The sequence below is a fragment of the Enterobacter sp. WPR_3_1 genome (genome assembly GCF_003635055.1).
GTDB classification, from domain to species: Bacteria; Pseudomonadota; Gammaproteobacteria; order Enterobacterales; family Enterobacteriaceae; genus Enterobacter; species Enterobacter ludwigii.
In genome coordinates, this window is the sequence record NZ_RBXU01000016.1 from 15,836 (window position 1) to 37,030 (window position 21,195).

Consider the following 21,195-nt stretch of genomic DNA (forward strand, 5'->3'; position numbering starts at 1 on the left):
TGCAGGTTCCCGCGCGGACGTAACGGTTACGTCCGCGGGGAGTGCATCTGGCAGGTCTCTTTTTACTTACCAGCTTGCCCGCATGCGTTCGCGTACGAGGGCAGAGCTGCGGCGATTGTCAGCACCGAGACGGTTTTTCAGGGTGTTGTCCTGACGAGCGTCATGGATGGCCTGTTGCAGCGTGGTTTTCACCTGCGTCAGATCGTTTTCAGAAGGGGCATCCGGGTTGGTGATATCCAGCAGGTTGGAAAGCAGCCCCAGTGTGGCGTAGTTGCTGATGTCATAGGCCATTGGCGGGATCGTTGCCGCCAGTTTTTCCAGCGCATCCACGGTACGTAGCGTAATACGCGCCGCAGACTCTTTACCCATGGCATGGATCAGCACGCCTTTATCGTTAAAGGCAATCAGGCGGTTTGCCTGGTACCCGTGCGCCAGAAACGCGCCGGACATCGCTTTACCAACGATAAGCCCAATCACCGGATGACCGGCCAGACGCGCGTTAGCATAGGCCGCCGCCGCGCCGGCCAACGCCTGGTGAATACCAAATGCCTCTTCACGACGGCCATAGGCCTGGCTTGGCACATCAATCACCGCCACGATCGGGCGCTTCACGGCGCTGTTGGCATCGGCGGCAACGGTTTCGCTCACCACTTTCGCCAGCGTCCAGCCTTCCAGCAGACCGACTTCCCCTTTCGCCGCGCGCGGGAAGTGGTTGTTGGCATCCGGTACCACGGCAACAAAACGTACCGTTTCACCGTTAAGTTCACCATCGGCCGCCTGTACGGACGGGCATAACCCTTCCAGGCGTCTGGCGTTCGGCGCGAGCGTTTGCAGCCAGAGTTCGCCACGGCTTACTGAGTTAGTCATCATTTCACCTCCCGGGCAAAGAGCGCTTTAATCTGTTCGGCATCGGCCTGTTTGCGGGTGTCGAAATTCGTCAGACGGTTCAGGTAATCGTCATAGTTATCGGTGCGATGTTTTGCAGGCACGCCTTTGGCAATCGCGTCGTTCATCGCCGCTTTCACCGCGTTCACGCCATCGCCAACCAGCGCATCCACCAGGCCGCTTTCATAGCGGACTTCTCCACCGGTCATGCTCCAGATAAACGGACGGTCGCGGGAGTCATACTCTTCAATTCCCGCTTCCTGCTCGATAACCTGAGGACCATTCAGACCGAGACGCGCTTCGCGGGTGACAATCAGGTAGCTGCACAGTGCAGCAGCGATAGACATCCCACCGAAGCAGCCCACGGTCCCGGCCACAATCCCGACCACCGGGGTGTAACGGCGCAGGTCAACAATTGCTGCATGAATATCGGCAATGGCCGCCAGGCCCAGGTTGGCTTCCTGCAGACGCACGCCGCCGGTTTCGAGACACAGTACCGCCTGCGTCGGGATCCCGTTGCGGTTATCTTCTGCCGCCAGCTCCAGCGCCGCTGCCATTTTGGCGCCGGACACTTCGCCCATGCTGCCGCCCTGGAATGCACCTTCAATCGCCACCACTACCGCAGGCTGGCCGTTGAGGGTGCCTTTGGCGACCACCATGCCGTCATCGGCCTGAGGAACGATGCCCTGCGGCCCCAGCCACGGGGAGATAATGCCTTCAAAAGGATCCAGCAGTTCGCGATAGCTCCCGTCGTCCAGCAATGCCTGCGCACGCTGGCGAGCTTTTAATTCAATAAAACTCCGATCATCACGCATGGCTCACCCCTTCAAAAACCTGTTCGATACGAATGCGTGCCACCCCCGGCGTCGCGCCAAAGTCGTGGATCGTCAGTTTTCCTGCAGGCAGGCTGCTGACGGTGTGCAGGCGGTTGAACAACGCCTCCCAGCGACCGCGGCTGTTGTCGACGGACGTGGTGATATCAATGGTTAACGTCTGGCCCGGTTCGGCGGCAAACAGCACCTCCATATCCCCGGAACCAACAACCCCTGCGAGCGCTTTGCCGCTTAACGCGCGGCTCGCTGGCATGGTTAATGTGATTTTTTCCATAACATCCTCTTAATGCTTTGAATAAGGCGTTTCGATGCGATCGAGAAACAGCGTGGCGGCAAGCAGGTCGGCTGCTCCGCCCGGTGAGGCATTGAGTGCCAGCATGTGACGGTCTAATCTCGCCAGCGCCATCTGGCCTGCGGATGTCGCGCATCCTCCGGCGCTCAGCACCGCACGCGCACCGTTCTGCATGGCCTCCAGCCCCGCCATCCCGGCGCGCGACAGCACGCAGGTGTCGGTAAGCGACGTCATGATGGCCATCAGCGCATCGAGCCTTGCGTACGTTTCGCTGCTGCCGTTAAGACGGCTCAGACGAAGCTGCGGCAGAGCACGCTGCATCACGTGTGGAAATGCCTGCTGGGCCTCTTCACGTGCGCCCGGAACCCGGTAGCGGCGCGTGGCGCGTAGCCCTTTGCTGAACACTTTCGGCGCCGCGTCATCGGGCAGTTTCGCCAGCTGTGCCGCGGTATTCGCTACCGCCTGCGCGCTGGCATCGCCACCGAGCATCGCCACGGCACTGACCAGCAGCCCCAGCGCCCAAATCGCGCCGCGGTGGGTATTTACACCGTCGGTAGCCGCCATCATCTGCTGCTCACCTTCACGGCCGAGCCGCCCTATGGTTTGCCTGAGCGCAATATCCGCCGGACGCTGCCAGCTGTGTTGCGCCAGCGCCTGAAACGTGGGGGTCAGGCTGCGCGCGGAACGCTCCATCAACGCGAGCGACAGATCGTGGTGCGCGCCGTTCCCCCGACTGTCCACCAGACCGGGTTTCGGGCTTAACTGTGCTTCGTCAATCAGACACTGCGTGGCGGTTCGCGCCAGCCATTCGGCACCGCCTTCAACCTGAATCTGGGGCAGAAGTTTCATTACCAGCTCCGGAATTTCGCAGGTGGGTTGTAAAGACCGCCAGACCATTCAACCAGGTCTGACACGCTGCCTGCTGCCAGCAGAGAACGGGTGGCATCGGTGCGGCGAATCCCCATATCTTCCGGGTAAACCACTTTGCCGCTCTGGCGCAACTGCGCCACACGTTTGGCATCGACGCCCAGACCGATATCGGTGATCCCCGCGACGGCCGCAACCATCGCCCGGCGCTCTTCCAGACTTTCTGCGCGATAGAGGTAAGCAATCCCCTCTTCCGTCAGCACATGTGTAACGTCGTCGCCGTAGATCATGACCGGAGCCAGAGGCATCCCGGACGCTTTCGCAACGTCAACAGCATCGAGTTTTTCCACAAAGGTCGGTTTCACGCCTGCCTGGAAGGTTTCCACCATCTGGACGACGAGTTTTTTACCGCGCTGCATCGGATCAGGTTCGGTGATCATGTTCAGCCAGGCCGGGGTGGCATGACGACGACCATGCGGGTCATGGCCCATGTTTGGCGCACCGCCGAAACCAGAGAGACGACCACGGGTCACGGTTGAGGAGTTGGCATACCCGTCAACCTGCAGGGTTGACCCGATGAACATATCAACGGCGTACTGGCCTGCCAGCTGACAGAAAGCGCGGTTGGAACGCATAGAGCCGTCGGCACCGGTAAAGAAGATATCCGGACGTGCACGAATGTACTCTTCCATCCCCAGCTCACCGCCGAAGCAGTGCACGCTTTCCACCCAGCCGCTTTCAATCGCCGGGATCAGGGTTGGGTGCGGGTTAAGGGTCCAGTGTTTACAGATTTTGCCTTTCAGGCCGAGCTGTTCACCGTAGGTCGGCAGCAGCAGTTCAATCGCCGCGGTATTGAAACCAATCCCGTGGTTCAGGGATTGCACCTGATGTTCCGCATAAATGCCCTTAATGGCCATCATCGCCATCAGGATATGTTCCTGTTTGATGAGACGCGGGTCGCGGGTAAACAGCGGTTCGATAAAGAACGGTTTGTCGGCCACCACCACGAAGTCAATCCAGGAGCCGGGAATATCAACGCGCGGCAGGTCGCATTCGTCGTCCACCAGCTCATTCACCTGTGCGATGACAATGCCGTCATGGAATGCAGCCGCTTCCACCAGCGCGGGGGTATCTTCGGTGCTTGCGCCGGTATAAAGATTACCTTTTCGGTCCGCTTTAAAGCCGGCAATCAGCGCCACGTTTGGCGAGAGATCCACGTACAGACGTGAATAGAGTTCTATGTAGGTATGGATAGCGCCAATTTCGAGCTGACCATCTTCCAGCAGCTGCGAGATGCGCAGGCTCTGGGTACCGGAGAAGGAGAAGTCCAGCTTGCGGGCGATACCTTTCTCAAAGATATCCAGATGCTCGCTACGGCCCACGCTTGGCATAATCATGTGCAGGTCATGCACGATTTGCGGGTTCACTTCAGCCAGCGAGCGTGAAAGGAAATCGGCCTGCTTCTGGTTATTACCTTCCAGAACGACTTTGTCGCCAGGCGCGATCAGTTTTTCCAGCATGGCGACAAGATCGCCGGTTGGCAGTACCTTGCCCTGCACCGGTACGGAGGCCAGACGACGCGCTTTCTCGGTGCGTCGTGTGTTCCATTGCCGGGTGGGTGTTTGCCCAGATAACATTATTAACCTCCTGATTCAGCACATCATTCTGATTTGCTTAACGTTGAGTAAAGTGTGCGCTGTGGTGAGGAAGTCATCAATTAAGCGCAGGGCGGAATCATTAGCCTGAGAGTAATAATCAAGGTAAATATTTGTGATCGAGATCAGTTCATGTTTCGGAAAACCAGGCTAAACGGGGTACAATTCGGAAAGAACAGAAAATAACTGACAAGAATTAGCATCGCCGTTATGAGCCAAATCATTCCATCAGACTTCGACATCATCGCCGAAGACAGCACCGAGTTCGTGCCCATGCGCGGCGTGGCCAATTGCCATCTGCAGACCATGCTGCCGCGACTCATCCGCCGTAAGGTTCAGTTTACGCCGCACTGGCAACGGCTGGACTTACCGGACGGTGACTTTCTGGACCTGGCATGGAGCGAAGAGCCAGAACAGGCGCGCCACAAGCCGCGTCTGGTGGTCTTTCACGGTCTGGAAGGCAGTCTGCACAGTCCCTATGCACACGGGCTCATCCAGGCAGCCAAAGCGCGGGGCTGGCTCGGCGTGGTGATGCACTTTCGCGGCTGTAGCGGCGAACCGAATCGCCAGAAGCGCATCTATCACTCGGGTGAAACCGAAGACGGCACCTGGTTTTTACACTGGTTACGGGAAAACTTTGGTACCGTCCCGACGGCGGCCGTGGGCTACTCGCTGGGCGGCAATATGCTGGCGTGCCTGCTGGCAAAAGAGGGCGACACCGTGCCGCTGGACGCGGCCGTCATTGTCTCCGCGCCCTTTATGCTGGAGCAGTGCAGCTACCATATGGAGAAAGGCTTTTCCCGGGTCTATCAGCGTTACCTGCTCAACCTGCTGAAAGCCAACGCGGCGCGCAAGTTGAAGGCCTATCCGGATACGCTGCCGGTGAGCCTGCGTCAGTTGAAAAAGGTCCGTCGCATCCGCGAGTTCGACGATCTGATCACCGCCAAAATTCACGGTTTTGCCGATGCGATTGACTACTACCGTCAGTGCAGCGCCATGCCGCTGCTCAGCAAGATCACGCAACCGACGCTTATCATTCATGCCAAAGATGACCCGTTTATGGATCATCACTCTATCCCCGCGCAGGAATTTTTGCCTGCCAACGTTCACTACCAGCTGACAGAGCATGGTGGTCACGTGGGGTTCATCGGTGGAACGTTGCGCCGCCCGAAAATGTGGCTGGAGTCGCGTATTCCTGACTGGCTTACCCCTTATCTGGACGGTGCAAAATGATTATTCCGTGGCAGGACCTCTCCCCCGAAACGCTCGATAATCTGATTGAAAGCTTTGTCTTGCGCGAAGGTACCGATTATGGTGAACATGAACGTTCGCTTGAGCAAAAGGTCAACGATGTGAAGCGCCAGCTCAAAAGCGGCGACGTGGTGCTGGTATGGTCTGAACTGCATGAGACGATCAATATCATGCCCCGCAACGCGTTTCATGGCTGATCTTTAAACCTTTCCAGTCAGGGAGTTGCTATGTCTGCCAGACATCCGGTTATTGCCGTTACGGGTTCGAGTGGTGCGGGAACCACCACGACCAGCCTCGCTTTTCGTAAGATTTTCGCCCAACTGAATCTCCGTGCGGCGGAGGTCGAAGGCGATAGCTTTCACCGCTACACGCGCCCGGAGATGGATATGGCTATCCGCAAGGCGCGCGATCTGGGTAAACACATCAGCTACTTCGGCCCGGAGGCCAATGACTTCGGCCTGCTGGAGCAAACCTTTCAGGAGTACGGCCAGAGCGGCAAGGGGCAGTCACGCAAATATCTGCACACCTACGATGAAGCCGTTCCCTGGAACCAGGTGCCAGGCACCTTTACCCCCTGGCAACCGCTGCCGGAACCGACCGACGTCCTGTTTTACGAAGGGTTGCACGGTGGCGTGGTGACGCCGCAGCATGACGTGGCGCGTCACGTGGATCTGCTGGTTGGCGTGGTGCCCATCGTGAACCTTGAGTGGATCCAGAAGCTGACGCGTGACATCAGCGAGCGCGGCCATTCACGCGAGGCGGTGATGGATTCCGTCGTGCGCTCCATGGAAGACTACATTACTTATCTGACGCCGCAGTTCTCCCGCACGCATATCAACTTCCAGCGCGTACCGACAGTCGATACCTCTAACCCGTTCGCGGCCAAAAGTATCCCGTCGCTGGATGAGAGCTTTGTGGTTATCCATTTCCGCAATCTCGACGGCATTGATTACCCCTGGCTGCTGGCGATGCTGCAGGGCTCGTTTATTTCGCACATGAATACGTTAGTGGTTCCGGGCGGAAAAATGGGGCTGGCAATGGAATTAATTATGATGCCGCTGGTACAGCGGTTGATAGAAGGGAAGAAAATCGCCTGATGATTTCCCTCTCCGCGTGGGAGAGGGCTTCGGTGAGGGCATCGGGGTGAACGATGCCCCCCAATATCAGGCGTCGATCACTTCATACGAATGCGTAATTTTTACCGCTTTCTCGAGCATTAACGCGACCGAGCAGTATTTCTCCGCTGAAAGATCGACCGCGCGTGAGACCGCCGCGTCTTTCAGTTCTTTCCCGCTGACGATGAAATGCAGGTTAATGTGGGTGAACAGGCGTGGTGCCTCTTCGCGGCGTTCTGAGGTGAGTTTTACTTCGCAGTCGGTCACATCGTGACGGCCTTTTTGCAGGATCGACACCACATCAATTGCGCTGCATCCACCTGCTGCCATCAGCACCATTTCCATTGGGCTTGGTGCTTTATCGCCGGAGTTACCATCCATCAAAATCTGGTGTCCTGAAGCGGACTCGCCCAGGAACGTTAAACCTTCAACCCATTTCACACGCGCTTGCATATTCACTCACTCCAACGTTGCATTTTTGGTGACAGATTACGCGTGCGTTACATTTCTCGCAATGGAAGGCGACCTGCGTCATGCTGAAGCGAGACACCAGGAGACACGCGGCGAAAGCTATGCTAAAACACTCAGGATGCTACAGTAATACATTGACGTTACACATGTATGCAGAGGACATCAAACTTTACTGGCTGCGAAACGTTACGATAGCCGACTTCCCAGGGTATGGGTAAGAATTCGATTGCAACCCCAGAGTCCGGATGCATCTTATGACTCTGGTGACAGCTTATAACAGAGGATAACAGCGCATGGTGCTTGGCAAACCGCAAACAGACCCGACTCTCGAATGGTTCTTGTCTCATTGCCACATTCATAAGTACCCATCGAAGAGCACGCTGATTCACCAGGGTGAAAAAGCGGAAACGTTGTATTACATCGTCAAAGGCTCGGTGGCAGTGCTGATCAAAGATGAAGAAGGGAAAGAGATGATCCTTTCTTATCTGAACCAGGGCGATTTCATCGGTGAACTGGGCCTGTTTGAAGAAGGCCAGGAACGTAGCGCCTGGGTTCGTGCAAAGACAGCATGTGAAGTGGCTGAAATTTCCTACAAGAAATTCCGTCAGTTGATTCAGGTTAACCCTGACATCCTGATGCGTCTTTCTTCGCAGATGGCGCGCCGTCTGCAGGTGACATCTGAGAAAGTGGGTAACCTCGCCTTCCTGGACGTGACCGGCCGTATCGCTCAGACCCTGCTGAATCTGGCGAAACAACCCGATGCGATGACTCACCCTGATGGCATGCAAATTAAAATTACCCGTCAGGAAATCGGTCAGATTGTCGGTTGCTCCCGTGAAACAGTGGGCCGTATTCTGAAAATGCTGGAAGATCAGAACCTGATCTCCGCACACGGTAAAACCATTGTGGTTTACGGAACACGTTAATTCCGCTCAAACGGCGTGCCATCGCAAGGTGTCACGCCGTTTTTGTCTCTATTCCCCATGTGGCGCAGGCTGATTTATCACCCGGAAGTTAACTACGCACTGCGACAAACGCTGGTGTTGTGCCTTCCTGTGGCCGTGGGCCTGATTCTGGGCCATCTTCAGCAAGGTCTGCTCTTCTCTCTCGTTCCCGCCTGCTGCAACATTGCCGGTCTGGATACACCGCATAAGCGCTTTTTCAAACGGCTGATCGTGGGCGGCTCGCTGTTTGCGGGCTGTAGCCTCGCCGTGCAGCTTTCGCTGGCCCGCGATATCCCGCTGCCGCTGATCCTCACCGTCCTGGCGATGACCTTGGGCGTAACCGCTGAAATCAGCTCACTGCACGCGCGTTTGCTTCCCGCGTCGCTGATTGCCGCCATCTTCACGCTGAGCCTTGCGGGCAACATGCCGGTGTGGGAGCCGCTGCTGATCTACGCCCTCGGTACGCTGTGGTACGGGCTGTTTAACTGGTTTTGGTTCTGGCTGTGGCGGGAGCAGCCGCTGCGGGAATCCCTGAGCCTGCTCTACGTGCAGCTGGCGGATTACTGTGAAGCCAAATACACCTTGCTCACCCAGCATACCGATCCAGAAAAATCACTGCCGCCCCTGCTGACGCGTCAGCAAAAGGTGGTGGACCTGATAAGCCAGTGTTATCAACAGCTGCATATGCTCGCCGCCAATAAGAACCACGAATATAAGCGGCTGCTGCGCGTCTTTCAGGTGGGGCTGGACTTACAGGAGCATATCTCCGTGAGCCTGCACCAGCCGCAGGAGGTGCAAAAACTGGTCGAGCGCAGCCATGCCGAAGCGGTGATCCGCTGGAACGCGCAAACCGTCTCCGCGCGCCTTCGGGTGCTGGCTGACGATATTCTGTATCACCGCTACCCCACGCGCTTTAACATGGACAAACAGCTCGGCGCGCTGGAGAAGATTGCCCGTCAGCATGAAGACAACCCGGTGGGCCAGTTTGCCGCCTGGCACTTCAGCCGTATCGCCCGCGTGTTACGAACCCAGCGTCCGCTTTATCCGCGCGACCTGATGGCCGACAAACAAAAACGCCTGCCGCTGCTGCCGGCGCTCAGAAGCTACCTCTCCCTTAAATCATCTGCCCTGCGCAACGCCGCGCGAATTAGCGTGATGCTGAGCATTGCCAGCCTGATGGGCATGGCGCTGCATCTGCCCAAACCGTACTGGATTTTAATGACCATCCTGTTTGTCACCCAGAACGGCTATGGCGCGACGCGGGTGCGCATTCTGCACCGGGCAGGCGGAACGATGGCGGGGCTGATCATTGCGGGCGTTACGCTGCACTTTCACGTGCCGGAAGGCTATACGCTGGCAGGGATGCTGGTGATCACGATGGTGAGCTACCTGATCATCCGCAAAAACTACGGCTGGGCGATGGTGGGCTTTACGGTAACGGCGGTGTATACCCTGCAGTTGCTCACGCTCAACGGCGAGCAGTTTATTATCGCCAGGCTGGTCGATACCCTGATCGGCTGCCTGATTGCCTTTGGCGGCATGGTCTGGCTGTGGCCTCAGTGGCAAAGCGGGCTGCTCAGACAGAACGCCCATGATGCGCTGGAGGCCGACCAGCAGGCCATTCGCCTGATCCTGAGTGACGACCCGCAGCCCTCTCCGCTGGCGTATCAGCGGATGAAGGTCAACCAGGCGCATAACGCCCTGTTTAACTCGCTGAATCAGGCAATGCAGGAGCCCGGCTTTAACTCGCACTATCTGGCGGACATGAAGCTCTGGGTGACGCACAGCCAGTTTATCGTTGAGCACATCAACGCCATGACCACGCTGGCGCGGGAACATACGATGCTGACGCCCGATCTGGCGCAGCGCTACCTGCAGTCGTGTGAGATTGCCCTGCAGCGGTGTCAGCAGCGACTCGAGTATGACGCGCCTGGCGAGTCAGGGGATTCGAACATTCTGGAGGCGCCAGAGACGCTCACCCACGGGCCAATGAGCACCCTGGAGCAGCATCTGCAGCGCGTTCTCGGGCATCTGAACACCATGCACACCATTTCGTCGGTAGCATGGCGTCAGCGCCCTCACCATGGGATATGGTTAACCCGTCGCTTAACGCGAACGGAGTCTTAAGCGTTTACGATCTTCGCGACCGCCGCGGCAAAACGGTTTAACCCGTCTTCAATGTCCTGATTTTCGACCACCAGCGACGGCGCAAAGCGCATCACGTCCGGCCCGGCATTGAGCACCATCACCCCTTCATGGGCGGCGGCGTGCAGGAAATCGCGCGCGCGGCCTTTGTACTGTGGCTTCAGCTCCGCGCCGATCAGTAACCCCATCCCGCGGATCTCGCTGAAGACGTCATACTGGTCATCAATCTGCTGCAAATGTTTCACGAAAAGCTCACGCTTCGCGTTGACGCCGCTCAGAACCTCAGGGGTGTTGATAATGTCGAACGCGGCACCCGCGACGGCACTCGCCAGCGGGTTGCCGCCGTATGTGGAGCCGTGGGAACCCACATGGAACGCGGAGGCAATCTCCTGCGTCGTTAATACCGCACTGACCGGGAAGCCGCCGCCGAGCGCTTTGGCGCTGGTCAGAATATCCGGCGTAACGCCGTAATGCATGTAGGCAAACAGGGAGCCGGTACGGCCCATCCCGCACTGCACTTCATCAAATACCAGCAGCGCCTGATGCTCATCGCACAGGTCGCGCAGCCCTTTCAGGAACTCAGGCGTGGCAGCCGTTACGCCGCCCTCTCCCTGGATCGGCTCCACCACCACCGCGCAGGTGTGGTCATCCATTACCGCTTTTACCGCATGCAGATCGTTAAACGGCACATGGATAATATCGGCCGGTTTTGGTCCAAAACCGTCGGAATACTTTGGCTGTCCGCCGACGGAAACGGTAAACAGCGAGCGACCGTGGAAGGCGTTGTGGAAAGCAATGATTTTGGTTTTGTACGGGCTGTGGCGCGTGGAGGCATAGTAGCGCGCCAGTTTGAAGGCGGTTTCGTTCGCTTCGGTACCGGAGTTCATAAACAGCACGCGTTCGGCGAAGGTCGCGCTGATTAACTTGCGGCCCAGACGCAGCGCCGGTTCGTTGGTAAAGACGTTGCTGGTATGCCACAGGGTTTCCCCCTGGGTTTTCAGCGCCTCCACCAGCGCAGGATGGCAATGACCCAGCGCCGTCACCGCAATCCCGCCGGCGAAATCAACATACTCTTTCCCCTGCTGATCCCAGACTCGGCTGCCTTTCCCTTTTACCGGGATAAACTCAGCCGGTGCATAAATCGGCAGAATGACTTCATCGAATGTCGCGCGGGTAATTGCAGATTGTTCAGTTGCCATGTAATGACCATCCATTTTATGTCACAGTGATTGTGAAAATATAATCACAAAATATGCATAAAAAATCACAGCAAGGCAACCACTATTCAACGATTGAGGAAATTTGCCAGCAGCTGGTGTCCCTGCTCGCTGAGGATACTCTCCGGGTGGAATTGCACCCCTTCGAGGTCCCATTCACGATGTCGGATCCCCATGATCTCCCGGGTATCGCTCCAGGCGGTAACCTCAAAGCATTCCGGCAGCGTTGACGGGTCAATGACCAGCGAATGGTAGCGCGTCACGGTAAGCGGATTATTAAGCCCCGTAAACACGCCCGTGCCGGTATGGGTCACCGGCGCGGTTTTGCCATGCATCACTTTGGCGGCGCGCACAATGGTGGCACCAAACACCTGCCCAATGGCCTGGTGGCCCAGGCAGACGCCAAGAATGGGCAGCTTACCGGCGTAATGATGAATGACATCCAGCGAAATGCCCGATTCCGACGGCGTGCAGGGCCCCGGAGAGATAACGATTTTCTGCGGGGCAAGCGCGTCGATTTCGGCCAGGCTGATGTCGTCGTTGCGGCGGACCACCACCTCTGCACCCAGTTCACAAAAATACTGGTAAAGGTTCCAGGTGAAGGAATCGTAGTTATCAATCAGCAGAATCATGGCGGCTCCCGAAAAACGTGCCGCCCTATTCTACTCAGTTTCCCGCGCTTCGCTCACTACTTTGGCAAAGATGGCGTTCAGGGCCGTTAAATCGCCCATTGCGCCGCTCTGGTTGGCCGCCGCCCATTTGCCCGGGTCGATATCTTTCCAGCTCAGCTGATAGCCTGCATGGATGGCAAGTTGTTCGAAGAAGATCCGCTGAGCGATACCGTTGCCAATCCGGAAGGGATGGAGCACGTTGATCTCACAGTAGTAGTGACTCAGGCGGGCCACAAACTCCTCTTTCTGCAGACCGTTGAGATACCCCTCTTCCTCGAGATCCTGCATCAGGACATTGCCCTCTTTCTCGATGTAGGCGAAGTGGCAGAAGCGGGTGTCGCCCTGATAAATATCGATTTCGCGGATATCGCCCGCCCAGTCAAAAATATCCTGATAAAGGTGGCGGTGGATTGCACAGAGATGCGGCAACCCCGGCGCCGACGGGCCTAAGCCGAGCGTCGCCACCCGCAGCGCGGTGATCTCATAGGATGCCTTTGCAAGACGGTCAGCCTGGCGGATATTCAGACGGTTACGCATCACATTCAGACCCGGGTAGAGATACGGGTCACGATCGTCACCGATTTTATCGCTCATAGTGCCTCCTGAGTTCTTCAAGACGGCTTTGCGCATCCTGGGCGTTTAGCGTAACGAGCGGGCTATCAACCCCCTCAAGGCGGCGGCTGGCCTGGAAATTACTGTTTCGCTGCTGCTCCCAGAGACGGGATTTTTGCTTATCGGTGAGTTTTTTCACTTAACGCCTCCCTGAAGATGTCCGTGTGCCACAAGTATAAGCAGCAAAACGCGCTTTCGCAGGGAGGGGAGCGAAACACGGGCGAGAAACGCCCGTGTCAAAGAAGGTTACGGCAGAACTTTTGCAGAGAGGATCACAACCGGTTTTGTCGGCACATTCTGGTACGGGCCAACGTCATGGGACTGCACCTGAGAAATCTTGTCAGCCACATCCATCCCTTTCACCACTTTACCGAAGACCGCGTAACCGAAGTCGCGCTGGCCGTGGTCGAGGAAGGCGTTATCCGCCACGTTGATAAAGAACTGGCTGGTGGCGCTGTCTTTATCTGCCGTACGCGCCATAGAGATGGTACCGCGGGTGTTGCGCAGGCCGTTATCCGCTTCGTTTTTAATCGGTGCGTTAGGCTGCTTTTGCTGCATTTGCTCGTTAAAACCACCACCCTGCACCATAAAGCCCGGGATCACACGGTGGAATGTGGTGCCGTTATAGAAACCGTTATTCACGTAGTCGAGGAAGTTTTTCACAGAAACCGGAGCTTTCTGGCTATTCAGTTCCAGCTCAATATTCCCGGCGGAGGTGGTCAGCAGAACGTGAGGGTCTCCTTTGGCTGCCAGCGCAGCAGGGGAAACGGCAGAAAGAGCAAACACAGCTGCGACAGCCGCCAGCGTTGATTTGAGCATGAGAATTCCTTAACAAAGCGCAGTATAAAAAGCGAATGGCTTGATTCTAAAGAGCAGTATGAACGGAGACCAGCCTTTTACCTAATTTTACGAAATTGAAACAGTTGTAACCACGCAAACGATTGGTTATGACGCCTATTAATGTGATCTGAATCACATAAAAACCTGCAATAGCGATCGAATTTCTCTTAAAAGATATGAATGGATCACTTTAATGTCTAAAATCTGCCCGCTCTCAGCGCCCCTCGGGCGCTTTTCTTTTCCTGAACAGGCCAGACATGACTAACAGCAATCGTATCAAGCTCACATGGATCAGCTTCTTCTCCTACGCCCTGACCGGCGCGTTGGTGATCGTCACCGGGATGGTGATGGGTAATATCGCAGACTACTTCCAGCTGCCCGTTTCCAGCATGAGTAACACCTTTACCTTCCTCAACGCCGGGATCCTGATCTCCATTTTCCTGAATGCCTGGCTGATGGAAATTGTTCCACTGAAAACGCAGCTGCGTTTTGGTTTCGTGCTGATGGTCGCCGCGGTCGCGGGTTTAATGGTGAGCCACAGCATCGCCCTGTTCTCTGCCGCCATGTTTGTGCTGGGTCTGGTGAGCGGTATCACGATGTCCATCGGTACGTTCCTGATTACCCACATGTATGAAGGCCGTCAGCGTGGCGCACGTCTGCTGTTTACCGACTCCTTCTTCAGCATGGCGGGGATGATTTTCCCGATGGTAGCGGCCGTTCTGCTGGCACGCAGCATTGAGTGGTACTGGGTTTATGCCTGTATCGGTCTGGTCTACGTGGCAATCTTTATTCTGACCTTCGGCTGTGAATTCCCGGTTCTGGGCAAAAAAGCGCAATCCACGGACGAGCCGGTCGCGAAAGAGAAATGGGGTATCGGCGTACTGTTCCTCTCCGTGGCCGCACTGTGCTACATCCTCGGTCAGTTGGGCTTTATCTCCTGGGTACCGGAATACGCCAAAGGCCTGGGCATGAGCCTGAACGACGCGGGTAAACTGGTGAGCGATTTCTGGATGTCTTACATGTTCGGCATGTGGGCGTTTAGCTTCATCCTGCGCTTCTTCGACCTGCAGCGCATTCTGACCGTGCTGGCAGGCATGGCAACCGTGCTGATGTACCTGTTCATTAACGGTTCACCGGAGCATATGCCGTGGTTCATCCTGACCCTGGGCTTCTTCTCCAGTGCGATTTACACCTCTATCATTACGCTGGGCTCTCTGCAGACCAAAGTGGCGTCACCGAAACTGGTGAACTTCGTGCTGACCTGCGGCACCATCGGCACCATGCTGACCTTCGTGGTCACCGGCCCGATCGTCGCCCACAGCGGCCCGCTGGCCGCGCTGCATACCGCTAACGGTTTGTACGCGGTGGTGTTTGTGATGTGCCTGGTTCTGGGCTTTGTGACCCGCCACCGCCAGCATAATACGGCAGCGGCGTCCCACTGATCCCCTACGCCCCTTTGCGCTCAGCGAAGGGGCTGTTTTTCGTGAAGATGTGCTCTTCCACAACGTCGTCCATTTTGATCCACGTCTGCGCAAGCTGCGTCGTGGCAATCACTCGCCCCTCCCGAATCGACCAGCGCGCCGGCACCTGGCAGCGCACCGCTTCAAACCCGCTCTCCGCAGGCAGCACGATCAGGTTAGCCAGATTTCCCGTTTCGATACCGTAATCCGTCAGGCCGAAGGTTCGGGCGCTGTTGTGGGTTATCAGGTTCAAACCGTTGTCAATTTGCGAATACCCCATCATCTGACACACATGCAACCCCATATGCAGTACCTGCAGCATATTGCCGGTGCCAAGCGGGTACCACGGGTCGAAGACATCATCATGCCCGAAACAGACGTTGATCCCCGCCTCCAGCAGCTCCTTCACTCGGGTAATCCCGCGTCGTTTGGGATAATCATCAAAGCGTCCCTGTAAATGGATATTCACCAGTGGATTGGCGACAAAGTTGATGCCTGACATCTTCAGCAGGCGGAAAAGCCGCGAGGTGTATGCCCCGTTATAGGAGTGCATCGCCGTGGTATGGCTGGCCGTGACCCGCGGGCCTATCCCTGATTCATAAGCCAGGGTGGCCACCGTTTCCAGAAATCGGGACTGCTCATCGTCAATTTCATCGCAGTGGATATCCAGCGGACGGTCATATTTCTTCGCCAGTTCAAAGGCAATGTGCAGCGATTGCACGCCATACTCGCGGGTGAATTCAAAATGCGGGATTGCCCCGACCACATCGGCGCCCAGCTTCAACGCCTCCTCAAGCAGCGCCGCGCCGTCCGGGTAAGAAAGGATGCCTTCCTGCGGGAACGCCACGATTTGCAGCGTGATCCACGGCGCAACCTCCTGCTTCACCTCCAGCATGGCCTTCAGGGCGGTGAGCGTCGGGTCAGAGACGTCCACGTGGGTGCGCACAAACTGAATACCGTTAGCAATTTGCCCTTTCAGCGTCTTCCAGGCGCGCGCTTTTACATCCTCATGGCTAAGCAGTGCCTTACGCTCCGCCCAGCGCTCAATGCCTTCGAACAGCGTACCGGACTGGTTCCAGCTCGGCTCGCCTGCCGTCTGGGTGGTATCAAGGTGGATATGCGGTTCTATAAACGGGGGGATGGCAAGGCCGCCACGCGCGTTTAAGATTCTTACGTTTTCGTCTTCGGTATCGCCCATCGGCGTTATGCCACCAAAACGACCCTGCTCAATGGCGATTTGCCACAGCCCTTCGCGACCCGGTAAGCGAACATTCTGGATAAGCCCAAGCGGTGTTGTAGACATACCTTTCCCCTGAAAAACGCGGCTGAAATTTGGGAGTACGCATTTTTGACAACGCGCCCCTTAATTTGTACACAAAATCGGCGACCTCGAAAAGCCAGCGATTTCCACAACTTATAAAAATCCTGACAAATCAGTCATATACCACCTAAGGAGTAGGCGAAGGCGTATTTGATTTGCATCAATAAGTGCCCCTGCTGAATCGTTAAGGTAGGCAGTAATAGAAAAGAAATCGAGGCAAAAATGAGCAAAGTCAGACTCGCTATCATCGGTAACGGCATGGTCGGCCACCGCTTTATTGAGGATCTTCTCGATAAAGCCGATGCTAACCAGTTCGATATTACCGTGTTCTGTGAAGAACCCCGCAAGGCGTACGACCGTGTGCACTTGTCTTCCTACTTCTCCCATCATACCGCTGAAGAGCTCTCTCTGGTGCGCGATGGTTTCTACGAGAAGCATGGCGTGAAAGTGCTGGTGGGCGAACGCGCTATCACCATCAACCGTCAGGAAAAAGTGATTCACTCCAGCGCCGGACGAACGGTTTTTTACGACAAGCTGATCATGGCGACTGGCTCGTACCCGTGGATCCCGCCGATCAAAGGCTCGGAAACGCAGGATTGCTTCGTTTATCGTACCATCGAAGATCTCAATGCGATCGAATCATGTGCCCGCCGCAGTAAACGTGGCGCCGTGGTCGGGGGGGGGCTGCTGGGTCTGGAAGCCGCCGGTGCGCTGAAAAACCTCGGTGTTGAAACCCACGTCATCGAATTTGCCCCGATGCTGATGGCAGAGCAGCTTGACCACATGGGTGGTGACCAGCTGCGCCGTAAAATCGAAAGCATGGGCGTAAAGGTTCACACCAGCAAAAACACCAAAGAGATTGTGCAGGAAGGCACCGAAGCGCGGAAAACCATGCGCTTTGCCGATGGCAGCGAACTGGAAGTGGACTTTATCGTCTTCTCTACCGGTATTCGCCCACGCGACAAGCTGGCCACCCAGTGCGGTCTGGCCGTCGCTCAGCGCGGCGGAATCATGATTAACGATACCTGCCAGACCTCCGACCCGGATATCTACGCCATCGGCGAATGCGCCAGCTGGAACAACCGCGTGTACGGTCTGGTCGCGCCTGGCTACAAAATGGCGCAGGTTGCCGTTGACCATATTCTCGGCAACCAGAACGCCTTCGAAGGGGCTGACCTGAGCGCCAAGCTGAAACTGCTGGGCGTAGACGTAGGCGGTATTGGCGATGCGCATGGCCGCACGCCGGGCGCACGCAGCTATGTTTACCTCGATGAAAGCAAAGAGGTGTACAAGCGTCTTATCGTCAGTCAGGACAACAAAACCCTGCTCGGCGCGGTGCTGGTGGGCGATACCAGCGACTACGGTAACCTGCTCCAGCTGGTCTTGAACGCCATCGAACTGCCGGAAAACCCGGACGCGCTGATCCTTCCGGCGCATGCGTCCAGCGGTAAGCCGTCCATCGGCGTGGATAAACTGCCCGACAGCGCGCAGATTTGCTCCTGTTTCGATGTGACCAAAGGCATGCTGATTTCGGCCATCAATAAAGGCTGCCATACCGTCGCGGCCCTAAAGGCAGAAACCAAAGCCGGTACCGGCTGCGGTGGGTGTATCCCACTGGTCACACAGGTTCTGAACGCAGAACTGGCGAAACAGGGTATCGAAGTCAACAATAACCTGTGCGAGCATTTCGCTTACTCTCGCCAGGAGCTGTACCACCTGATCCGCGTGGAAGGCATCAAATCCTTCGACGAACTGCTGGCGAAACACGGTCAGGGTTATGGCTGTGAAGTGTGTAAACCTACCGTGGGTTCCCTGCTGGCCTCCTGCTGGAACGAGTACGTTCTCAAACCAGAACATACGCCGCTGCAGGATACCAACGATAACTTCCTGGCGAACATTCAGAAAGACGGGACTTACTCCGTCATCCCACGCTCCGCCGGTGGCGAAATCACCCCGGAAGGGCTGGTCGCCGTTGGCCGTATCGCGCGCGAATTTAACCTGTATACCAAAATCACCGGCTCTCAGCGTATCGGCCTGTTTGGTGCACAAAAAGATGACCTGCCTGAAATCTGGCGTCAGCTGATTGACGCGGGATTCGAAACCGGCCACGCCTACGCGAAAGCGCTGCGTATGGCAAAAACCTGTGTGGGCAGCACCTGGTGCCGCTACGGCGTAGGCGACAGCGTCGGCTTTGGTGTGGAGCTGGAGAACCGCTACAAAGGCATCCGTACACCGCACAAAATGAAGTTTGGCGTCTCCGGCTGTACCCGCGAATGTGCGGAAGCGCAGGGTAAAGATGTGGGTATCATCGCCACCGAGAAAGGCTGGAACCTGTACGTCTGTGGTAACGGCGGCATGAAACCACGCCATGCAGACCTGCTGGCGGCAGACCTCGACCGCGATACGCTGATTCAGTATCTCGACCGCTTTATGATGTTCTACATCCGTACCGCCGATAAGCTGACCCGTACCGCGTCCTGGCTCGATAACCTGGAAGGCGGCATCGAATACCTGAAATCAGTCATCATTGACGACAAACTGGGCCTGAACGACCATCTGGAAGCGGAAATGGCGCGCCTGCGCGAGGCGGTGATCTGCGAGTGGACTGAAACCGTCAACACCCCGGCGGCGCAGACTCGCTTCAGACACTTTATCAACAGCACCCAGCGCGACCCGAATGTGCAGGTTGTGGCAGAACGCGAGCAACATCGTCCGGCGACACCTTATGAACGTATTCCGGTGACTCTGGTGGAGGAAAACGCATGAGCCAGTGGGTAAACATCTGCAACATTAACGACATTCTGCCTGCCACCGGGGTCTGTGCCCTGCTGGGTAACGAGCAGGTCGCGATATTCCGCCCTCGCCATGATGAACAGGTTTTTGCCATCAGCAATGTCGACCCGTTCTTTGAGGCCAGCGTCCTGTCCCGGGGATTAATCGCAGAGCATCAGGGTGAACTCTGGGTCGCCAGCCCGTTGAAGAAACAGCGTTTTCGTTTACGCGACGGGTATTGCATGGAAGATGAGCGTTATTCCGTGAAGCCCTACGATGTCCGCGTGAAGGACGGTAAGGTGCAGCTGAAAGGCTAATCTCTCGCCTTTTCAATATGAAAAGCTTATGACCCCTTATGGGTAACGGCAGGAAAAACCGTATGTTCTGTACGATTCCTGCTGTTATCCTGACCTCAATTTCTTACCCCCTCCTTGAATGCTGTGAGGTAATGTCGTGGACCACCTGCCGATTTTCTGTCAATTACGCCATCGCGACTGTCTGCTTGTAGGCGGCGGCGATGTGGCTGAACGCAAAGCGCGCTTGCTGTTAGAAGCAGGAGCCCGACTCACCGTTAACGCCCTGGCCTTTGCCCCACAGTTTGAGGCCTGGGAAAAAGAAGGGATGCTCACGCTGGTGAAGGGGGGGTTTAATGAATCCCTGCTTGATACCTGCTGGCTGACCATTGCCGCCACGGATGACGATGAAGTGAATCAGCGCGTCAGCGACGCCTGTGAAGCGCGCCGCATCTTCTGTAACGTGGTGGATGCCCCGAAGGAAGCCAGCTTTATCATGCCGTCGATCATTGACCGTTCGCCGCTGATGATTGCGGTATCGTCCGGCGGCCGCTCTCCCGTTCTGGCCCGCCTGCTGCGGGAAAAACTGGAAGCCATCCTGCCGCAGCATCTTGGCCAGATTGCCCACTATGCCGGGCAGCTGCGTTCCCGGGTTAAGCAAACCTTCGCGACCGTGGGCGAACGCCGTCGCTTCTGGGAAAAATTCTTTGTGAATGACAGGCTGGCCCAGTCGCTGGCGAATCAGGATCATAAAGCGGTGGAAGAGACGACGGCGCAGTTGCTCTGCGAGCCGCTGGATCATCGCGGTGAAGTGGTGCTGGTGGGTGCCGGCCCGGGCGATGCCGGTTTGCTGACGCTGAAAGGGCTGCAGCAGATCCAGCAGGCGGATATTGTGGTTTATGACCGTCTGGTCTCCGATGAGATAATGAACCTGGTCCGCCGCGATGCTGACCGCGTATTTGTCGGTAAACGTGCCGGGTACCACTGTGTACCGCAGGAGGAGATTAACCAGATCCTGCTGCGTGAAGCGCAAAAAGGAAAACGCGTGGTACGCCTCAAGGGTGGCGATCCGTTTATCTTTGGTCGCGGCGGTGAAGAGCTGGAAACGTTGTGCAACGCGGGCATTCCGTTTTCCGTGGTACCGGGCATCACGGCTGCCTCCGGCTGCTCAGCTTACTCGGGCATTCCGCTGACCCACCGTGACTATGCCCAGAGCGTACGCCTGGTGACGGGACACCTGAAAACCGGCAGTGAGCTGGACTGGCATAACCTGGCCGCCGAAAAACAGACGCTGGTGTTCTATATGGGGTTAAACCAGGCCGCGACCATTCAGGCCAAACTGCTTGAGCACGGCATGGAAGAGGATATGTCCGTCGCGCTGGTGGAAAACGGCACGTCCATTAAGCAGCGCGTGGTGAACGGCGTGCTGACGCAGTTAGGTGAGCTGGCACAGCAGGTTGAAAGCCCGGCGCTGATTATTGTCGGACGCGTGGTGGAGCTGCGCGATAAACTGAACTGGTTCTCGAATCACTAACGCATATTCCCCCTTCC

The 21,195-nt window shown here is 56.6% G+C and carries 21 protein-coding genes; 9 read left to right on the forward strand and 12 right to left on the reverse strand.

What is annotated here, in order from left to right:
- Nucleotides 1-66 precede the first annotated feature (66 nt).
- From mdcE to mdcA, 5 genes are read right to left on the reverse strand one after another with little or no spacing between them, the layout of a single operon-like run.
- Nucleotides 67-867 (reverse strand): biotin-independent malonate decarboxylase subunit gamma, encoded by an 801-nt coding sequence (gene mdcE / locus BJ887_RS22080; protein ID WP_040019062.1) that lies wholly within the window; start codon nucleotides 865-867, stop codon nucleotides 67-69.
- Nucleotides 867-1,700, reverse strand: coding sequence for a biotin-independent malonate decarboxylase subunit beta (locus BJ887_RS22085; RefSeq protein WP_014171921.1), 834 nt, complete (start codon nucleotides 1,698-1,700; stop codon nucleotides 867-869). The genes mdcE and BJ887_RS22085 overlap by 1 nt, the downstream gene beginning before the upstream one ends.
- Entirely contained in the window at nucleotides 1,693-1,992 is a 300-nt protein-coding gene (gene mdcC, locus BJ887_RS22090) for a malonate decarboxylase acyl carrier protein (protein ID WP_020884595.1), read from the reverse strand. Before mdcC ends, BJ887_RS22085 begins: the two co-directional genes overlap by 8 nt.
- 9 nt (nucleotides 1,993-2,001) lie before the next feature.
- Nucleotides 2,002-2,859, reverse strand: coding sequence for a triphosphoribosyl-dephospho-CoA synthase (locus BJ887_RS22095; RefSeq protein WP_020884594.1), 858 nt, complete (start codon nucleotides 2,857-2,859; stop codon nucleotides 2,002-2,004).
- Nucleotides 2,859-4,514, reverse strand: a complete 1,656-nt coding sequence (gene mdcA / locus BJ887_RS22100) for a malonate decarboxylase subunit alpha (protein WP_014171924.1) — start codon at nucleotides 4,512-4,514, stop codon at nucleotides 2,859-2,861. The genes BJ887_RS22095 and mdcA overlap by 1 nt, the downstream gene beginning before the upstream one ends.
- Nucleotides 4,515-4,742: 228 nt before the next feature.
- On the opposite strand from mdcA, the gene BJ887_RS22105 reads away from it, so the two are divergent.
- Genes BJ887_RS22105 through BJ887_RS22115 form a run of 3 tightly spaced genes read left to right on the forward strand, consistent with a single transcriptional unit; the run spans nucleotide 4,743 to nucleotide 6,880 of the window.
- Nucleotides 4,743-5,765: a hydrolase gene (locus BJ887_RS22105; RefSeq protein ID WP_014171925.1), complete on the forward strand. Its 1,023-nt coding sequence runs from the start codon at nucleotides 4,743-4,745 to the stop codon at nucleotides 5,763-5,765.
- A complete protein-coding gene (locus tag BJ887_RS22110; RefSeq protein WP_121340453.1) occupies nucleotides 5,762-5,980 on the forward strand; it encodes a YheU family protein in 219 nt (72 codons plus the stop codon). The genes BJ887_RS22105 and BJ887_RS22110 overlap by 4 nt, the downstream gene beginning before the upstream one ends.
- Before the next feature lie 30 nt (nucleotides 5,981-6,010).
- Nucleotides 6,011-6,880, forward strand: coding sequence for a phosphoribulokinase (locus BJ887_RS22115; protein ID WP_014171927.1), 870 nt, complete (start codon nucleotides 6,011-6,013; stop codon nucleotides 6,878-6,880).
- 66 nt (nucleotides 6,881-6,946) lie between these two features.
- Here BJ887_RS22115 and BJ887_RS22120 read toward each other — a convergent pair whose 3' ends face one another.
- Nucleotides 6,947-7,351 (reverse strand): OsmC family protein, encoded by a 405-nt coding sequence (locus BJ887_RS22120; protein ID WP_025202873.1) that lies wholly within the window; start codon nucleotides 7,349-7,351, stop codon nucleotides 6,947-6,949.
- 311 nt (nucleotides 7,352-7,662) lie between these two features.
- On the opposite strand from BJ887_RS22120, the gene crp reads away from it, so the two are divergent.
- Nucleotides 7,663-8,295, forward strand: coding sequence for a cAMP-activated global transcriptional regulator CRP (crp, locus tag BJ887_RS22125; protein ID WP_000242758.1), 633 nt, complete (start codon nucleotides 7,663-7,665; stop codon nucleotides 8,293-8,295).
- A 57-nt stretch (nucleotides 8,296-8,352) separates the two neighbouring features.
- The gene (locus tag BJ887_RS22130; RefSeq protein WP_121340454.1) at nucleotides 8,353-10,440 is read left to right on the forward strand and encodes a YccS/YhfK family putative transporter; all 2,088 of its coding nucleotides are present in this window, start codon (nucleotides 8,353-8,355) and stop codon (nucleotides 10,438-10,440) included.
- Here BJ887_RS22130 and BJ887_RS22135 read toward each other — a convergent pair.
- From BJ887_RS22135 to ppiA, 5 genes are all read right to left on the reverse strand, one after another.
- A complete protein-coding gene (locus BJ887_RS22135; RefSeq protein WP_171032977.1) occupies nucleotides 10,437-11,657 on the reverse strand; it encodes an aspartate aminotransferase family protein in 1,221 nt (406 codons plus the stop codon). The genes BJ887_RS22130 and BJ887_RS22135 overlap by 4 nt on opposite strands.
- Before the next feature lie 86 nt (nucleotides 11,658-11,743).
- Nucleotides 11,744-12,307: an aminodeoxychorismate synthase component 2 gene (pabA, locus tag BJ887_RS22140; protein WP_014171933.1), complete on the reverse strand. Its 564-nt coding sequence runs from the start codon at nucleotides 12,305-12,307 to the stop codon at nucleotides 11,744-11,746.
- A 30-nt stretch (nucleotides 12,308-12,337) separates the two neighbouring features.
- On the reverse strand, nucleotides 12,338-12,940 hold the full coding sequence (locus tag BJ887_RS22145; RefSeq protein WP_025202869.1) for a putative adenosine monophosphate-protein transferase Fic: 603 nt from the start codon (nucleotides 12,938-12,940) through the stop codon (nucleotides 12,338-12,340).
- Complete coding sequence (locus BJ887_RS22150) at nucleotides 12,930-13,097, reverse strand: YhfG family protein (protein WP_014171935.1); 168 nt, start codon at nucleotides 13,095-13,097, stop codon at nucleotides 12,930-12,932. Before BJ887_RS22150 ends, BJ887_RS22145 begins: the two co-directional genes overlap by 11 nt.
- 107 nt (nucleotides 13,098-13,204) lie before the next feature.
- Nucleotides 13,205-13,777 (reverse strand): peptidylprolyl isomerase A, encoded by a 573-nt coding sequence (gene ppiA, locus BJ887_RS22155; RefSeq protein ID WP_014171936.1) that lies wholly within the window; start codon nucleotides 13,775-13,777, stop codon nucleotides 13,205-13,207.
- A gap of 278 nt (nucleotides 13,778-14,055) precedes the next feature.
- Here ppiA and tsgA point away from each other — a divergent pair, with 278 nt between their 5' ends.
- The gene (tsgA, locus tag BJ887_RS22160; RefSeq protein ID WP_020884588.1) at nucleotides 14,056-15,240 is read left to right on the forward strand and encodes an MFS transporter TsgA; all 1,185 of its coding nucleotides are present in this window, start codon (nucleotides 14,056-14,058) and stop codon (nucleotides 15,238-15,240) included.
- Nucleotides 15,241-15,244: 4 nt separating this feature from the next.
- Here the strand turns inward: tsgA and BJ887_RS22165 are convergent, their stop codons facing one another.
- On the reverse strand, nucleotides 15,245-16,561 hold the full coding sequence (locus BJ887_RS22165) for a cytosine deaminase (RefSeq protein WP_121340456.1): 1,317 nt from the start codon (nucleotides 16,559-16,561) through the stop codon (nucleotides 15,245-15,247).
- Between the two features lie 240 nt (nucleotides 16,562-16,801).
- Between BJ887_RS22165 and nirB the strand changes: the two genes are divergently transcribed.
- The 3 genes from nirB (at nucleotide 16,802) to cysG (ending at nucleotide 21,178) form a co-directional block, all read left to right on the forward strand.
- Nucleotides 16,802-19,345: a nitrite reductase large subunit NirB gene (nirB, locus tag BJ887_RS22170; RefSeq protein ID WP_014171939.1), complete on the forward strand. Its 2,544-nt coding sequence runs from the start codon at nucleotides 16,802-16,804 to the stop codon at nucleotides 19,343-19,345.
- Complete coding sequence (nirD, locus tag BJ887_RS22175; RefSeq protein WP_014171940.1) at nucleotides 19,342-19,668, forward strand: nitrite reductase small subunit NirD; 327 nt, start codon at nucleotides 19,342-19,344, stop codon at nucleotides 19,666-19,668. Before nirB ends, nirD begins: the two co-directional genes overlap by 4 nt.
- A gap of 136 nt (nucleotides 19,669-19,804) precedes the next feature.
- Nucleotides 19,805-21,178, forward strand: a complete 1,374-nt coding sequence (gene cysG, locus BJ887_RS22180) for a siroheme synthase CysG (RefSeq protein WP_121340457.1) — start codon at nucleotides 19,805-19,807, stop codon at nucleotides 21,176-21,178.
- Nucleotides 21,179-21,195 lie beyond the last annotated feature (17 nt).

Bases quoted from the DNA above. Each gene is read 5' to 3' on its own strand.
- BJ887_RS22165 (WP_121340456.1), bottom strand. From the start codon at position 16,561: ATGTCTACAACACCGCTTGGGCTTATCCAGAATGTTCGCTTACCGGGT.
- BJ887_RS22120 (WP_025202873.1), bottom strand. From the start codon at position 7,351: ATGCAAGCGCGTGTGAAATGGGTTGAAGGTTTAACGTTCCTGGGCGAG.
- tsgA (WP_020884588.1), top strand. From the start codon at position 14,056: ATGACTAACAGCAATCGTATCAAGCTCACATGGATCAGCTTCTTCTCC.
- mdcE (WP_040019062.1), bottom strand. From the start codon at position 867: ATGACTAACTCAGTAAGCCGTGGCGAACTCTGGCTGCAAACGCTCGCG.
- mdcA (WP_014171924.1), bottom strand. From the start codon at position 4,514: ATGTTATCTGGGCAAACACCCACCCGGCAATGGAACACACGACGCACC.
- nirB (WP_014171939.1), top strand. From the start codon at position 16,802: ATGAGCAAAGTCAGACTCGCTATCATCGGTAACGGCATGGTCGGCCAC.
- BJ887_RS22135 (WP_171032977.1), bottom strand. From the start codon at position 11,657: ATGGCAACTGAACAATCTGCAATTACCCGCGCGACATTCGATGAAGTC.
- crp (WP_000242758.1), top strand. From the start codon at position 7,663: ATGGTGCTTGGCAAACCGCAAACAGACCCGACTCTCGAATGGTTCTTG.
- nirD (WP_014171940.1), top strand. From the start codon at position 19,342: ATGAGCCAGTGGGTAAACATCTGCAACATTAACGACATTCTGCCTGCC.
- BJ887_RS22105 (WP_014171925.1), top strand. From the start codon at position 4,743: ATGAGCCAAATCATTCCATCAGACTTCGACATCATCGCCGAAGACAGC.
- BJ887_RS22145 (WP_025202869.1), bottom strand. From the start codon at position 12,940: ATGAGCGATAAAATCGGTGACGATCGTGACCCGTATCTCTACCCGGGT.
- pabA (WP_014171933.1), bottom strand. From the start codon at position 12,307: ATGATTCTGCTGATTGATAACTACGATTCCTTCACCTGGAACCTTTAC.
- BJ887_RS22110 (WP_121340453.1), top strand. From the start codon at position 5,762: ATGATTATTCCGTGGCAGGACCTCTCCCCCGAAACGCTCGATAATCTG.
- ppiA (WP_014171936.1), bottom strand. From the start codon at position 13,777: ATGCTCAAATCAACGCTGGCGGCTGTCGCAGCTGTGTTTGCTCTTTCT.
- mdcC (WP_020884595.1), bottom strand. From the start codon at position 1,992: ATGGAAAAAATCACATTAACCATGCCAGCGAGCCGCGCGTTAAGCGGC.
- BJ887_RS22130 (WP_121340454.1), top strand. From the start codon at position 8,353: ATGTGGCGCAGGCTGATTTATCACCCGGAAGTTAACTACGCACTGCGA.
- BJ887_RS22085 (WP_014171921.1), bottom strand. From the start codon at position 1,700: ATGCGTGATGATCGGAGTTTTATTGAATTAAAAGCTCGCCAGCGTGCG.
- BJ887_RS22095 (WP_020884594.1), bottom strand. From the start codon at position 2,859: ATGAAACTTCTGCCCCAGATTCAGGTTGAAGGCGGTGCCGAATGGCTG.
- BJ887_RS22115 (WP_014171927.1), top strand. From the start codon at position 6,011: ATGTCTGCCAGACATCCGGTTATTGCCGTTACGGGTTCGAGTGGTGCG.